Source organism: Polaribacter sargassicola (assembly GCF_021991835.1).
Classification (GTDB): domain Bacteria; phylum Bacteroidota; class Bacteroidia; order Flavobacteriales; family Flavobacteriaceae; genus Polaribacter; species Polaribacter sargassicola.
Map to the genome: position 1 here is coordinate 26219 of NZ_JAHDAU010000012.1, position 13567 is coordinate 39785.

General features: G+C 30.2%; 14 protein-coding genes. 4 read left to right on the forward strand and 10 right to left on the reverse strand.

The genetic code is table 11. The annotated features are described in order from the left end of the window. Positions 1-73: 73 nt before the first annotated feature. Positions 74-1249 carry a DmpA family aminopeptidase gene (locus KI686_RS14845; RefSeq protein ID WP_237590120.1) on the reverse strand — a complete coding sequence of 392 codons (1176 nt, stop codon included), beginning with the start codon at positions 1247-1249 and terminating at the stop codon, positions 74-76. A gap of 486 nt (positions 1250-1735) precedes the next feature. Between KI686_RS14845 and KI686_RS14850 the strand changes: the two genes are divergently transcribed. From KI686_RS14850 to KI686_RS14865, 4 genes are all read left to right on the forward strand, one after another. After that, positions 1736-1876, forward strand: coding sequence for a hypothetical protein (locus KI686_RS14850; protein ID WP_237590121.1), 141 nt, complete (start codon positions 1736-1738; stop codon positions 1874-1876). A 384-nt stretch (positions 1877-2260) separates the two neighbouring features. Further along, positions 2261-2638: a PH domain-containing protein gene (locus KI686_RS14855; RefSeq protein WP_237590122.1), complete on the forward strand. Its 378-nt coding sequence runs from the start codon at positions 2261-2263 to the stop codon at positions 2636-2638. A gap of 87 nt (positions 2639-2725) precedes the next feature. Continuing rightward, the gene (locus tag KI686_RS14860) at positions 2726-3415 is read left to right on the forward strand and encodes a helix-turn-helix transcriptional regulator (RefSeq protein ID WP_237590123.1); all 690 of its coding nucleotides are present in this window, start codon (positions 2726-2728) and stop codon (positions 3413-3415) included. 77 nt (positions 3416-3492) lie between these two features. Beyond that, a complete protein-coding gene (locus KI686_RS14865) occupies positions 3493-3885 on the forward strand; it encodes a RidA family protein (protein ID WP_237590124.1) in 393 nt (130 codons plus the stop codon). 76 nt (positions 3886-3961) lie between these two features. Here the strand turns inward: KI686_RS14865 and KI686_RS14870 are convergent, their stop codons facing one another. The 9 genes from KI686_RS14870 to KI686_RS14910 all read right to left on the reverse strand — a co-directional run bounded on the left by KI686_RS14870 (position 3962) and on the right by KI686_RS14910 (position 13562). Next, positions 3962-5182: an ABC transporter permease gene (locus tag KI686_RS14870; RefSeq protein WP_237590125.1), complete on the reverse strand. Its 1221-nt coding sequence runs from the start codon at positions 5180-5182 to the stop codon at positions 3962-3964. Between the two features lie 2 nt (positions 5183-5184). Further along, positions 5185-5928, reverse strand: coding sequence for an ABC transporter ATP-binding protein (locus KI686_RS14875; protein ID WP_237590126.1), 744 nt, complete (start codon positions 5926-5928; stop codon positions 5185-5187). Positions 5929-5934: 6 nt separating this feature from the next. After that, positions 5935-7137, reverse strand: coding sequence for an efflux RND transporter periplasmic adaptor subunit (locus tag KI686_RS14880; RefSeq protein WP_237590127.1), 1203 nt, complete (start codon positions 7135-7137; stop codon positions 5935-5937). A gap of 13 nt (positions 7138-7150) precedes the next feature. After that, complete coding sequence (locus tag KI686_RS14885) at positions 7151-8482, reverse strand: TolC family protein (protein ID WP_237590128.1); 1332 nt, start codon at positions 8480-8482, stop codon at positions 7151-7153. Between the two features lie 320 nt (positions 8483-8802). Then, positions 8803-9003, reverse strand: coding sequence for a hypothetical protein (locus KI686_RS14890; protein WP_237590129.1), 201 nt, complete (start codon positions 9001-9003; stop codon positions 8803-8805). A gap of 147 nt (positions 9004-9150) precedes the next feature. Beyond that, positions 9151-9921: a patatin-like phospholipase family protein gene (locus KI686_RS14895; RefSeq protein WP_237590130.1), complete on the reverse strand. Its 771-nt coding sequence runs from the start codon at positions 9919-9921 to the stop codon at positions 9151-9153. 307 nt (positions 9922-10228) lie between these two features. Continuing rightward, positions 10229-12121, reverse strand: a complete 1893-nt coding sequence (locus KI686_RS14900) for a monovalent cation:proton antiporter-2 (CPA2) family protein (RefSeq protein WP_237590131.1) — start codon at positions 12119-12121, stop codon at positions 10229-10231. A gap of 6 nt (positions 12122-12127) precedes the next feature. Further along, positions 12128-12721 (reverse strand): glutathione-regulated potassium-efflux system oxidoreductase KefF, encoded by a 594-nt coding sequence (gene kefF / locus KI686_RS14905; RefSeq protein WP_237590132.1) that lies wholly within the window; start codon positions 12719-12721, stop codon positions 12128-12130. 28 nt (positions 12722-12749) lie between these two features. Next, entirely contained in the window at positions 12750-13562 is an 813-nt protein-coding gene (locus tag KI686_RS14910) for an SDR family NAD(P)-dependent oxidoreductase (RefSeq protein WP_237590133.1), read from the reverse strand. Positions 13563-13567: the final 5 nt, after the last annotated feature.

Here is a 13567-nt window from a genome sequence, read left to right on the forward strand (position 1 = left end):
AAGACTGAAAATCCTCTAGATTTTCAGAAATAGGCGAGAATAAGCAATTATTTATAGCTATTGTTTTACCAAGTTATTTTTTTATTCGATTATATTTTTTAAGTATTTCAATTAGCAAGTCGTGGGGAATTGCATAAGCTTTATTTTCATTAATTCCTTTCATTGTTTCGGCGGCCACCATTGCATTTATTATTGCTTCTTCCACTGCTTGAACTGTTGCTTCAAAAACTGGCATCAATAAATCATTTGACATAGTTTCGACTGTCGTCATTTCATCACGATTAAACGCTTTTTCATTTGCAGTTGAAAATGCTAAAAAAATGTCTCCAGAACCATTACTTCCTCGTCCACCAACAATACCAACGCCTAAGGGAATTCTTTGTGCAATTCTTTTTAATTGATGTGGTAATAAAGGTACATCGGTTGCAACAATAACAATGATGGAACCATCTCCTTCTTGTCTTCTAGATTTTGGTGATGCTTTATATTCATAATTCAAAGTATCTTTTAGCTCAATACCAACTGGAACACCTGCTATTGATAGGTTTCTTTTGGCTCCAAAATTGGATTGAACAATTACTCCTACAGTATAAGTTGAATCTTTAATTTTAAAAACTCTCGATGACGTTCCTGTTCCTCCTTTAAAACCTAAACACATCATTCCTGTTCCTCCACCCACGTTTCCTTCTGCTATTTTTCCACTTGAACTATTTTCTATAGCTTCTAATACATGTTTTTCTTTCACGTGAAATCCATAAATATCATTAAGAAATCCATCATATGTTTCAGCAACTACAGGATAGGTATACCACCAATTTTCTCCGCTGTACCAATCTGTGTCTACAAACCACTTTAGTACAGCTTGTCTTACTTCTCCAACGCTATTAGTATTAGTTATCATTATTGGAGTTTCAAGAAAACCAGATTCAGTTACCCAAGTTGTACCAGTCATTTCTCCATTTCCATTTAAACTGTACCAATTAGCATAAACTGGGCTAAATTTTTTGGCTTTTCCTCTTGGAAATATAGCGGTAACTCCAGTTCTAACAGGTCCTTTACCTAAAATATTTTCTCCTTTACCAGAAATAATTGTGCTATATCCTACCTCAACTCCACTTACATCTGTAATAGCATTGAATTCTCCTGTTTTTCCTACAAAAGGAATTCCTAAATCTCTTGCTCTTAATTTTTGTCCATATGATTGAAAACAAACAAAAATAACTATAAAAAATACTAATATTTTATTCATTCTGATTGGTTTTTAATTTCATATAATTTATGGCTAAACCCAACTTTTTAAATTAACAACTGCCCTCTCTTCATTTAAAGAATTGTATTAAAAAACAGCATCTAAATTCCATTTACATTGTTCACCTATCGGGCTAACTAACTAATTTTCATAAAGATAAAATAATTCTTGTTATAAGATAGTCCAACCTAAAAAAATTAAAGTAACAAAACACCAGAAATTCAATTAAATGGTTTAAAAAACTATAAATTATGCATATTTCAATAGGTTTTTCCTAGTTTGCTTTGGGTTTTGTTCGTAAAACCATGCTTTTTTGAAAAATACACCTTAAAATCACCCGAAGGAACCCGAACAAACCTCGCTAAAAATAAGAAAAGTGCTTCATGGGAGGTTAAAAAATAGCTTAAATATTAGAAGTATGAATGGAGGTTACTCATTACCAAGCGAATTACTTAATCAAATAGATTTATTAATTTAAAAAAATATATGACTGCAAAAGCAATTTATGATGCGATAGAATTTGGTTTATTACCCAACAATGGAAAATATCCAACTACTGGAGATTTAGAAAGAATGGATAAAAATCAAACTCCTAAAACCATTATTAAAAGACGGAATAGATTGTAATTCAATTTAGGGCGAATTAGATACAAAAAAGGAAAAGAATTAGGATATTGGTAAAACTAGCTAAACTAAGTACAAATCTTATTGCTGTCTTTAGCTTAATTGTTAAAATTCTAGCGAATTTTTAATCAGTCTATTACTTACTAACTCTACACTTAACCAAACGTAACAAGGTTTATTCAAAGATTCTTACTAAAATTAAAAAGTATGAAAGTTCAACTTTTAAAATTTAAATTTATTTAGTTTTATCTGATGATTATTTCGAAAAAAATATAATAACTACACTCAACAATGTTATGTACAATTTAATACAAAACAAAGCTATTATAAGCTTATAAAGCCTTTTAATTTTTTTATATTTAAACATATAAAAAAACAAAAAAAAAGATGGGATTAATTAATAAAATTTTGGGAAATGCAAGTGAAATATCTGCTGAAAAACTAACTAGTAAATACGGACGATTATTACTAGAAAATGAAAATATAGAATTAGGTTTTAAGCTTTTACGAGATACATTTATGTTTACAAATAAACGCTTAATTTTGATTGATGTACAGGGAATTACAGGAAGTAAAGTAGAATATAAGTCTATGCCTTATAAAAGTATTTCTAGGTTTTCTTTAGAAACCTCTGGTACATTTGATTTGGATGCAGAATTAAAAATATGGATATCGAGCGAAAACATACCTTCGGTAAGTAAAAAATTTAATAAAAGTATAGATGTTTACGAAGTACAAAAATACTTAGCATCAAAAGTTATGTAAAACTATATTACTTAAAAGTTAGGCTACTTCCCTCCTCTTTTAATGTTGTTGGGCTCTTAAATAAATATCTTATACTTAGATTAAAACATGGATTATTCCGAAACAAATAGACTCTCTCGATTAACAGCAATTTTAATTCAATTTCAGACAAAAAAAATTATAACAGCATTTGAATTGTCTGAAAAATTTAATGTTAGTAAAAGAACAATTTATAGAGATATAAAATCTTTAGAACAAGCAGGAGTTCCTATTGTAACAGAAGAAGGAAAAGGCTATACTTTAATGGATGGATATAAAATTCCGCCAATAATGTTTACAGAAAACCAAGCAAATGCACTTATACTTGCAGAACAATTGGTTTTAAAAAATAAAGATTCCTCTTTTATAAAAGACTATTTAGAAGCTATTGAAAAAATAAAAGCAGTATTAAAAGAAAGTGATAAAACAAAAGCCAATTTACTTTCTGAAAGAACACGCTTTAAAAACAATATAAATAAAGAAAGAAATAGTAACAATTTATCTCAGTTGCAATTTGCGTTAACAAACTATTTTCTTGTAAATATAGAATACACAAACGAGTCTAAAATTAAATCTAAAAGAACAATAGAACCTTTTGCTTTGTTAAGTACAGAAAACTGGTTGTTGGTTGCTTGGTGTAGATTAAGAAATGAATTTCGATATTTTAGGCTTGACAGAATTGATAAAATGACACTGCTTTCTGAGAAGTTTGAACCTCATAAAATGACCTTACAAGAATACTTCGATAAATATTATTAATTTATTTTTTACCCTTGCCATAAGGCTGTCGCACCCCCATTCTATTTTTGTATCACATTTAAAAAACAAATAATAAAATGGAAAAAATAATTACAAATCCTTGGGAATGGGGTAAAAACACAAACTCTGCACAGGCTGTAGAAGTAAAACAAGTAACAGGTACACTTTATTGTTCTGGCCAAGTAGCTTTAAATGCTAATGGCATACCAAGTAATGAAGATATGCGATCGCAACTGATACAAACAATTGCTAATTTAGAGCAATTAATAAAAGAAGCTGACTATGAGTGTAAAAATATTGTTAGACTTAATATTTATACAACATCTACCCAAGAGTTTTTTTCTACCTGTATGGATGTTTACGTTCCGTTTTTGCAAAAGCATGCTATTGAACAGGCAACAACGTTACTTGAAGTAAAAGGACTTTTTGCAACTTTAACCGTAGAATTAGAAGCTACTGTTGTAAAGTAATATTTTATGAAGGTTTTTAGATAAAATAAAAACCCTAACAATAAAGTATGTTTTGCTTTATTGTTAGGGTTTAATTTTACTCGTAACGCAATGCTGTTATAGGATCTAATGCTGATGCTTTACGTGCAGGATACCATCCGAAGAAAATACCTGTTATTGCACACACGGCAAAAGAAATTACTATAGAATACAAAGCAACACTTGTAGGCCAGTTTAAGAAGTTTTCTATAAAAACGGTGGCAGAAAGCCCGAGAATAACACCCAAAAGACCACCCGTAATACTAATTAAAATAGCTTCTATTAAAAACTGCATTAATATGTCTGCTCCTTTAGCCCCAACAGCCATACGCAAACCTATTTCTTTGGTACGTTCTTTTACAGAAACGTACATGATATTCATAATTCCGATTCCCCCAATTAATAAAGAAATACCAGCAACAGCAACTAATAAAATGGTTAACATTTCACTGGTAGAGCTAAAGGTAGAAATTAACTCCTCCATAGAACGCACTGTAAAATCATCATCTTCACTATCTAATAATTGATGCTGAGAACGTAAAATATTGGTTACTTGTGTTACCGCTTCTGGTGCATCATCTTCACTAATAGCAGATGCCATAATTTGGTTTAAATAATCAATGGCTAAAATTCGCTTTTGTACCGTTGTATAAGGTGCAATTACAACATCATCTTGATCTTGACCAAACGTGTTTTCTCCTTTTTCTTCTAATACCCCAATTACTTTAAAAGGAATGTTGTTAAAACGAATCATTTTACCCACCGGATCTTCTCCGTCAGGAAAAACATTCTCTACCACAGTTTGTCCTATTAAAGCCACTTTAGAAGCAGAACTTACTTCTGCATCTGTAAACATACTTCCACTTTGTAAGCCTACAACTTTAATATCTAAATACTCTGGGTTTACCCCATAAATGGTACTTGGCCAGTTGTTAGAACCGTTAATAACTTGTCCGCCACCATTTACAACAGGTGTCATATAACTTAGCAAAGAAGTTTCTTCTTTAATTTTTTGATAATCTTTTAGCGTTAAGGTTTGTACATTACCCCCACTACCCCTTGCAGGTCCTCTATCATCTGCACCAGGTCTTACAGTAATCATGTTAGAACCCATACTAGAAATGGTGGTTCTAATACTTTCTTTAGAGCCTTCTCCAATAGCCAACATAGCAATTACAGAAGCTACCCCAATAATAATACCCAACATAGTAAGCAATGTTCTTGTTTTGTTAAGAACTATGGCTTTAAACGCAATTTTTAATAAATTTAATAGTCTCATAATTAATGGTCTTCTTTAGGTAATTTAGCCAATTCTGCAGCAGCAGAATGAATATTGGTGTTTTTATAATCTTGTATAATATGCCCATCTTTTAAAACAATAGTTCTGTTACTAAACGTAGCAATATCTGGCTCGTGCGTTACAAAAGTAATGGTGATACCTTTTTTGTTTAGCTCTTGAAACAAAGACATAATTTCATAAGAAGTACGTGTATCTAAGTTTCCTGTAGCCTCATCTGCTAAAATCATTACTGGGTTGTTTACCAAAGACCTAGCAATAGCCACACGCTGTTGCTGACCACCAGATAGTTGCGATGGTGTATGATCTAAACGCTCTCCTAATCCCACCATTTGTAATGCTTTTATAGCTCTTTCTCTTCGCTCTTCTGTAGAAACTTTACTGTTGTATAGCAATGGTAATTCTACATTTTCTATTGCAGAAGTTCTTGCTAACAGATTATAAGATTGAAAAATGAATCCTATTTTTTCGTTTCTAATAGTAGCCAACTCATTTCTACTTAAATCTTTTACTTTTACACTATCAATTTCATAATTACCAGAAGTTGGCTGATCTAAACAACCTAAGATATTTAACATGGTACTTTTACCAGAACCACTAGATCCCATAATGGTAACAAATTCTCCTTCTTTTATGCTATAAGAAATACCTTTAAGTGCATGAACCGTTTCGGTTCCCATGGTAAACTCTCTTTTTAAGTTTTCTATTTTAATAATTTCTTTACTCATAGCTGCTTATTTTTTCTTGTTTCCTCCTGGTCTTTGTGGCATAAAAGGACTTTCATTAGTACCTGCTGGCATACCTGCAGATTTAGAAATACCTTTTAAACTATATACCAATTGATCTCCTTGTGCTATACCGCTTAAAACCTGTACATTTACCCCATCACTTGCGCCTAAGGTTACTTCTTTTTCTGTAATACTTTTATCTTTACCTAATACCCAAAGTGTTTTACCTTTTGTAGTTGTTGTAGTTGTTGTAGGTAAATTATGATGCATATTGTAAGTAGCTAAAGTTTCTGCTTCTGGTTTAAAATTAATAGCCTTTGCTTCTGCTGTTAACACATTATTTAACTCTAAAGTAAATACAGAAATGGTTGCAGTTAAACCTGGTTTAAGTTTTAAATCTTCGTTATCTGCTTTAATAACTACCGTATAAGTTACTACGTTAGAAGTTACAGTAGGGTCTAAACGAACCTGTGTTATAACACCGTTAAAAGTTTCACCTAAATAAGCATCTACAGTAAACTCTACTCTTTGCCCTTCTTTTACTTGTCCTATATCTGCCTCATCTACATCTGCTTCTACTTGCATTTCTTTTAAATCTTGTGCAATGGTAAATAAAGTTGGTGTGCTATAACTAGCTGCAACTGTTTGTCCTTCTTCAATATCTTTAGACAATACAACACCATCTATTGGCGAATAAATATTTGCATAACCTAAATTGGTAATGGCAGACTGTAAGTCTGATAAACGTTGAGTAACGGTACCTTTAGCAGTTTCGTAATCAAACACAGCATCATCAAAATCAGATTTACTAATTACTTGGTTTTCATACAACGATTTTTGTCTTTCATAAATCGTTTTCATGTAGTTTCTTTGTGTAACTGCATTGTCATAAGACGCCTGTGCTTGTGTTTTAGCAGCTTTTAAATTGGTCTTATCTAACTCTGCAATTAACTGCCCTTCTTTTACAATAGAGTTGTAATCTACATATACTTTTTCTACAACACCAGATACTTGTGTACCTACATCTACTTGGTTTATAGGTTCTATAGTACCTGTTGCAGTAACCATTGTTGTTACGTTTGCTTTTTTAGCTGTAATTGTTTTTGCTTCTATAATGATTGCATCATCTCCTTTTAAAAAAATGAATGCTGCAATAGCAACAACTGCTACAATTACACTACCTATTATAATATTTCTTTTTGTTTTCATGGTGAGGTCTTAATTAAAGTTGAATGTCGTTTCCTTGATAAAATTGTAATAATTGATGATATAAAATATTTAAATACTTAGCTTGTAAATAGTTTTGTTGTGCATTTGTATATGTGTTTTGACTAATTACAAGATCAGTTGTGCTTAAATCTCCTAATTCATATTTCTTTTGTGCTAATTTGTAAGATTGCTCTGCTGCTGTTTTAGAAGCTTCAGAAGCAAGTACTTGTTCTTGTGCAGAAAGTGCATTTTGATAAGCCGTTTCTATTTTTTTATACACTGCTTTTTCTGTAGTTTGCTTTTGTATTTCTGCCTTTTCTATATTTATGTTTGCAGATTTAACTGCTGCTTTAGTTTGGTTTCTATTAAAAATAGGAATGGTTAAAGACAAGCCTAATTTTTGATTAAAGTTTACATCAAACTGATCAGTAAAAGTGTTATCACTAATACTTGTATATCCGGTTCCTAAACTACCAGATAAAGCCAAGGTTGGTAAAAAACCTCCTTTTGCAATGTCTAATTCTTTTTTATTAGCGGCTACACTTAAACTACTCGATTTAACTTCTGGCAAATACCCTAAAGCTTTTTCATATATTTCTGCCTTATTTAATTCTATATTTAATAGATTTATACTGGTGTCCAATGTTTCTACCTCCATTTCTTCCATTGGCGATAATTCTAACAATTGCTTTAAAGTAATAATGTATTGTTGATATTCATTTTTAGCTGCTATAACATTGTATTTATTGGTTGCTGCTTGGCTTTGGGCTTCTGTATAATCGCTTAAAGCAATAGTACCTGCATCTAAACGTGCTTTTGCTCTTTGTACTTCTGTTTCAGAAGCTTTTAAGTTATTTTCTGCAACAGTAATACTTTCTTTACTGTAAAGTGTTTGCAAATAGGTTTCTAAAATATTTAAAACAATATTGTTTTTTTCTACTTCTGCATCAAAAATACTTTGATCAAATAATATTTTATTTTGTTTTATTTGATTGTTAATTTGATTACCCTGAAACAACGTTAAAGAGCTATTAAGACCTACGTTTGTACTATGTATTTGTTCTGTAACATAACTACTTGTAATAGGGTCTATAGTATTACCGTTAGAAAAACTTTGAGAGGCACTACCAAAAAGATTTGGTAATTTAGAAGATTTAGAAGTACTATAATCTAACTCTGCCATATTTTTATCTAAAGCGGCATCTTTTATAGAAATATTATTTTCTATAGCATAGGCAATACATTCTTGTAAAGACCATACTTTTGTAGATGTTTTTGTGGTTGCTTCTTGCGCAAAATTGAATTGCGCTAAAAACAAACTTGCAATGATTAGGAATGATTTCATTTTTTAGTGTTTTTATTTAACACTTCAAAGATGTAACCATATGCATTCTTATAAAATAGTAATAGAAGTTTGATGTAATTACCTATACAAAAAGTCTGTTTTTATCGATGAGTTTTTTTAAAGAAAATCAATTTTAAAGAGTTTTATATACAAACTGATTTTTAGAAAGTTACATTTAAAACATATAAATTAATTGCATAAAAAAAACCCCCACTATATAAATATAATGAAGGTAAAAAAAGGGGGCTTTTTAATATCTTATGTATTAGTAAACCCTAAATAGTATAATACTATTCAATTTTTATATTTTAATGTATATGCTAATTTTTTTTAACAAAAAAACCTGCTAATAATGCTGCAATACCAATACCTATACTAATGTATGCATTTGTATTATTTTGAGATTCGAACTCTGCAATACCTATATCTAATGAAGCTTCAGGAGATACTAATTCTATTCCACCATAAATCAATAACCCTAATCCTGCTAAAATTAAAATTGTTTTTGTCAATGTATTCATATATCGTTTTTTTAAGGTTAATTTATATTCTAAAAGCAATAAGTTGCTTTAATACAAAGATAAATCACTAAAAAAAGAGACATTAGCTCATATAAATTTCTTCTTAGCTCATATAAATTTTGACAATAAATTTATTTTTGATGAAAACTATAAGTTTAAATAATCTTTTGCGGTGTTGTATATTTTTTCGGAGTCTTTAGTGTCTAATCCAGAATAGTTTGACACCGGAAAACGAACAGTAGTTTTTGTGAAATCGAATTTAAAACTTTCTGCTGAATGTGCTCTTAAAAAAGATGCATGTGTTATTACTTTTAGTGTAGTATTTAATTCTTGAGGAGTTTTTTTAGCCGGTTCGCTTACATAACTTCCTATAATTGGATACGCAGATTCTAAAAAAGGTTTTACAGGAAAATTATCTAAAATACCACCATCTGAATACAAAATATTATTGATTTTTATAGGACTAAAAATACCCGGAATTGCACAAGATGCTAACACTGGTTTTAGTAATTTCCCTTTGCTAAAATAACGTGGTTTACCATTTTGCATATTAGATGCGGCAATATACACAGGAACCTGAAGGTCGCTAAATTTTGGTTTTATTTTATCTTCTATAATCGATCTAAATAAAATAGTATCAAACAAACCTGCTTTTTTAATACTAAAAAAGGAAAATTTAAAAAGACTTGTATTTTTAAAGATGAATAAAATTTCTTGAGTAGAAAGCCCAGAAGCGTATAAAGAAGCTACTAATGCACCACCACTACTTCCAGAAATTGCATTAATTGTCAACCCTAATTCTTCAATTTTTTCTAGTATTGCCAAATGTGCTGCACATTTTACTCCACCACCAGACAACACTAAATTTATAGGTTTGTTTTTATTTAATTTATGAAGTTTATCAATACTTTTATTCACTAATTTAACAATTTGTAGAACTACAAGTCTATATGTATTTTCTTAAATTTTTAGTAAATATACTTTATAAATTAGAAATATTTAAAACTCTAACTATCTTAATTTTAAAAAATATTCACTCCTGTTTTTAATGGTTACTAATATTACCTTTAATAGTAAATGATGATTTTTAAAAAAAAATTTGAAGTAGTTTTTCTGAAGTATAATTTATAGCTATCCTTTTCTGCTAACAAGATTTTCTATCAACAGAATTACCGTACAAATATTATCTGATTTTAAAGGTGAATACTATTTTTAATGTTTTGCATCACATCTTAGTATTAGACTTCTCAAGTGATTTTCTAATATATTCACTATCCCAATGGTTATCAAAATCTACAATACCTCGTTTAAAATCTGCATTCAATAATTCTTCTTGTTCCTTCAGTTCTTTTCTAGCTTTAAATATATAGTTTTCATCGAATTTTGGTGATTTTGCCAAGCGTCTTAAACTTGTTTCATCATATTTAATAAAATTTTTAACCTGTCTTTTTAATGTATATTTTCTAAATCCTAATTTATGTAAAACATCACTGGCTAAAGCTAAAGATGTGTCTAGAGATTCTCTGTAAAAATTCTCATGCCCAAGATTTAATAATTCGTAAGCATCTTCTCTATTTTTAGTACGAATCATAAGTTCTATATGCGGATACTTATCATTAACTATTTTAGTAATTGCTTTTGTTACACTTAACCGATTTGTTGCAATAATTACAATTTTAGCCTCTGCAATACCCGCAGATTCTAATAAATCTAAGCGTGTTGCATCACCATAATACACTTCGAATCCCATTTTACGAAGAAAATCTACACGATTTGAGTCTTGATCTAAAATAGTAGCTTCTACACCATGCGATCTTAAAAATCTACCTACTGTACTTCCAAAATTACCAAAACCAACCAAAATTATTTTTTGAGATTTAGCAATGTGATCCATAGGACGTTGTATCGATTCTTTTGTTCCTACTTTAGGCAGAATAAAACGCTCATTTACAATACTTATAATTGGTGTTAACGCCATACTTAATGCTGTTATTACCAACAGTATATCCATTTGTTCTTGTTCTAAAATATTTAAACCAAAAGCAAAAGACAACAATACAAAAGCAAATTCTCCTACTTGTGCTAAACTGAAAGTCAATAATAATTTTTGATCTAGTTTTAACTTAAAAACACGACCAGTAATAAATAAAACAATTGCTTTTAATATAACTATTGCTATTAAAATACCACCAATAGTAAGCGGACTTTTAGCGATTACTATAAAGTTAATAGACGCACCAACTGCCATAAAAAACAAGCCTAATAACAAGTTTTTAAAAGGCTCTAATGTACTTTCTAATTCGTGTTTAAATTCACTATTAGACAATACTACACCACCTAAAAAAGCACCTAATGCGGGACTAATTCCTACCAATTCCATAATAAATGAAATACCGAAAACAATTAAAAATGCTGCTGCAATTAGCAACTCACGAACGTCTGTTTTAGCTACTTTTCTAAGCATTGGTACTATAACATAACGTCCTAATGCAATAATAACTGCAACAGATAAAATAATGGCTATAGTTTGTAAACCGAGAGGTAAACTTTCTATAAGACTCACAGATTCACTATGATTATCGGTTTGTGTTTCTGCCTTGGAATTAGATAATAAGGGCATTGCACCAATCATAAAAATCACAATAATATCTTGAAATAATAAAATAGAAAATGCCGAAGTTCCAAAAGTAGTTTCCATCAAACCTTTTTCTTTTATCGTTTGCATTGCAATTGCTGTAGAAGATAATGCTACCGCCATAGAAATTACTAATGCTACTTCCCATTCATATCCTAAAAAGGTGAATAATAAATGGGATAATAAGATGGTTCCTCCTACTTGAATTCCTCCCATACCAAGTATGGTTTTTCGCATGTTCCAGAAGTTTTTGGGTTCAATTTCTAATCCAATAAGAAACAACATCATTACCACTCCAAATTCTGCAAAATGTAAAATATCTTCTCCTTCTTCCCCAATAAAACCTAATACATAGGGTCCTATTAATATACCTGCTAATAAATATCCAATTACAGAACTTAAGCCTAATCGTTTAGCTATAGACACACAAATAATAGCACCGGCTAAAAAAACAATGGCATTAAAAAGCAAACTTCCAGTCATATACTACTAGTTTTTAAGTTGTGGAATATCATTAATAAAAGATTTTTTTTCAAAATCGTGCAATGCTAAATCATCTTGTAATAAATCAATTAATTTTCCATAATTAATTTTATAATCGTGCAATTTTTCATCAGATAGATTATGTGTTCCCATTACTGCAAATGGTGGATAATAGGTCATTCCGCATAAATTAGCAGTTTGTTCAAAAGGTCTTAAAAATTGCTCTACTGTAAAACTATTATATCCTGCAGAACAATATACTTCTTTAGACCCACCAGTTGTAATGGTATTTAAGCACGTTTTATTGTGCAACGCTTTTCCCTTTGGACCATAAGCCCAATTGAATTCTAATACCATATCAATCCACTGTTTCATTAATGGCGGACAGCTATACCAATAAAACGGATGGTGCCAAATAATTATATCATGTTGTTCTAATAATTTTTGTTCTCTTGGTACATCAATATGAAAATCAGGATATTCATCATATAAATCATGAATCATCACATTTTCTTTATCTTTTATATGATTGATTAAAGCCAAATTAGCTCTAGATTTTTCTAGTTTAGGGTGCGCAAAAAGAATTAGAATTTTTTTCATAAAACGAATTTAATCAAATAAATTGTAACTATAATTTTGATAAAACCATTTCGGTTATATTTAATAAGTCTTTAATTTTCTTTTGGTCATAAGCGTCTTTATGAGCTACAGAAAAACGTCCTTTTACATCTCCTTTATCATTATCAAAATATTCTCCTGAATTACCCTTATACGATTCTGTAATTGCTAAATCATATAAGATATTTGCTCCTTTTTCTGCAGAAGACCAATGCTGTCCGTAAGCTTCTTTGGCCATTTTTGTATTTAATAACGAACCTGGATTTACAGCAATAGTTGTAATATTTGGATGTTGCCTTGCAAAGTAAAAACTCCACATGGTTAATGCTAATTTACTTTGTGCATAAACCTCGTTGGCGCCAATAGAAACATTGCCTGTTAAAATACCTTCTTTAACTGAAGATTGAGCTGCAGAACTTAAATTAACAATTCTTGGTTCTGAACTTTGCTTTAAAACAGGCATAATGTTTTCTGTTAAAAGATAAGGTGCTAAATAATTAACTACCATTCTTATATCTAAACCCACTTTTGTTTTGGTTAATGGAGTTTTAAAAACTCCTGCATTGTTGATTAAAATATCTAAACTAGAGACTTCTTTTTTAATTTGTTCAGCCATTTGTTTTACAGCTTTCAAATCAGAAAAATCAGCAACAATTCCCTTTACATTATCATTTTTTGAAGCGTCTTTTATTTCGCTAATTGTATTGTTTACTTTAGCTTCACTTCTACCGTGTATATAAATTATATTACCTTCTTGGGCTAATTTTAAAGCGGTTAGTTTTCCTATACCGTCTGTACTTCCTGTTATTAATATATGTTTCATTGTAT

Excerpts from the sequence above, each read along its gene's own strand:
- KI686_RS14870 (WP_237590125.1), bottom strand. The coding sequence starts at position 5,182 with ATGAGACTATTAAATTTATTAAAAATTGCGTTTAAAGCCATAGTTCTT.
- KI686_RS14880 (WP_237590127.1), bottom strand. The coding sequence starts at position 7,137 with ATGAAAACAAAAAGAAATATTATAATAGGTAGTGTAATTGTAGCAGTT.
- KI686_RS14885 (WP_237590128.1), bottom strand. The coding sequence starts at position 8,482 with ATGAAATCATTCCTAATCATTGCAAGTTTGTTTTTAGCGCAATTCAAT.
- KI686_RS14890 (WP_237590129.1), bottom strand. The coding sequence starts at position 9,003 with ATGAATACATTGACAAAAACAATTTTAATTTTAGCAGGATTAGGGTTA.
- KI686_RS14845 (WP_237590120.1), bottom strand. The coding sequence starts at position 1,249 with ATGAATAAAATATTAGTATTTTTTATAGTTATTTTTGTTTGTTTTCAA.
- KI686_RS14855 (WP_237590122.1), top strand. The coding sequence starts at position 2,261 with ATGGGATTAATTAATAAAATTTTGGGAAATGCAAGTGAAATATCTGCT.
- KI686_RS14910 (WP_237590133.1), bottom strand. The coding sequence starts at position 13,562 with ATGAAACATATATTAATAACAGGAAGTACAGACGGTATAGGAAAACTA.
- KI686_RS14850 (WP_237590121.1), top strand. The coding sequence starts at position 1,736 with ATGACTGCAAAAGCAATTTATGATGCGATAGAATTTGGTTTATTACCC.
- KI686_RS14865 (WP_237590124.1), top strand. The coding sequence starts at position 3,493 with ATGGAAAAAATAATTACAAATCCTTGGGAATGGGGTAAAAACACAAAC.
- KI686_RS14875 (WP_237590126.1), bottom strand. The coding sequence starts at position 5,928 with ATGAGTAAAGAAATTATTAAAATAGAAAACTTAAAAAGAGAGTTTACC.
- KI686_RS14900 (WP_237590131.1), bottom strand. The coding sequence starts at position 12,121 with ATGACTGGAAGTTTGCTTTTTAATGCCATTGTTTTTTTAGCCGGTGCT.
- kefF (WP_237590132.1), bottom strand. The coding sequence starts at position 12,721 with ATGAAAAAAATTCTAATTCTTTTTGCGCACCCTAAACTAGAAAAATCT.
- KI686_RS14860 (WP_237590123.1), top strand. The coding sequence starts at position 2,726 with ATGGATTATTCCGAAACAAATAGACTCTCTCGATTAACAGCAATTTTA.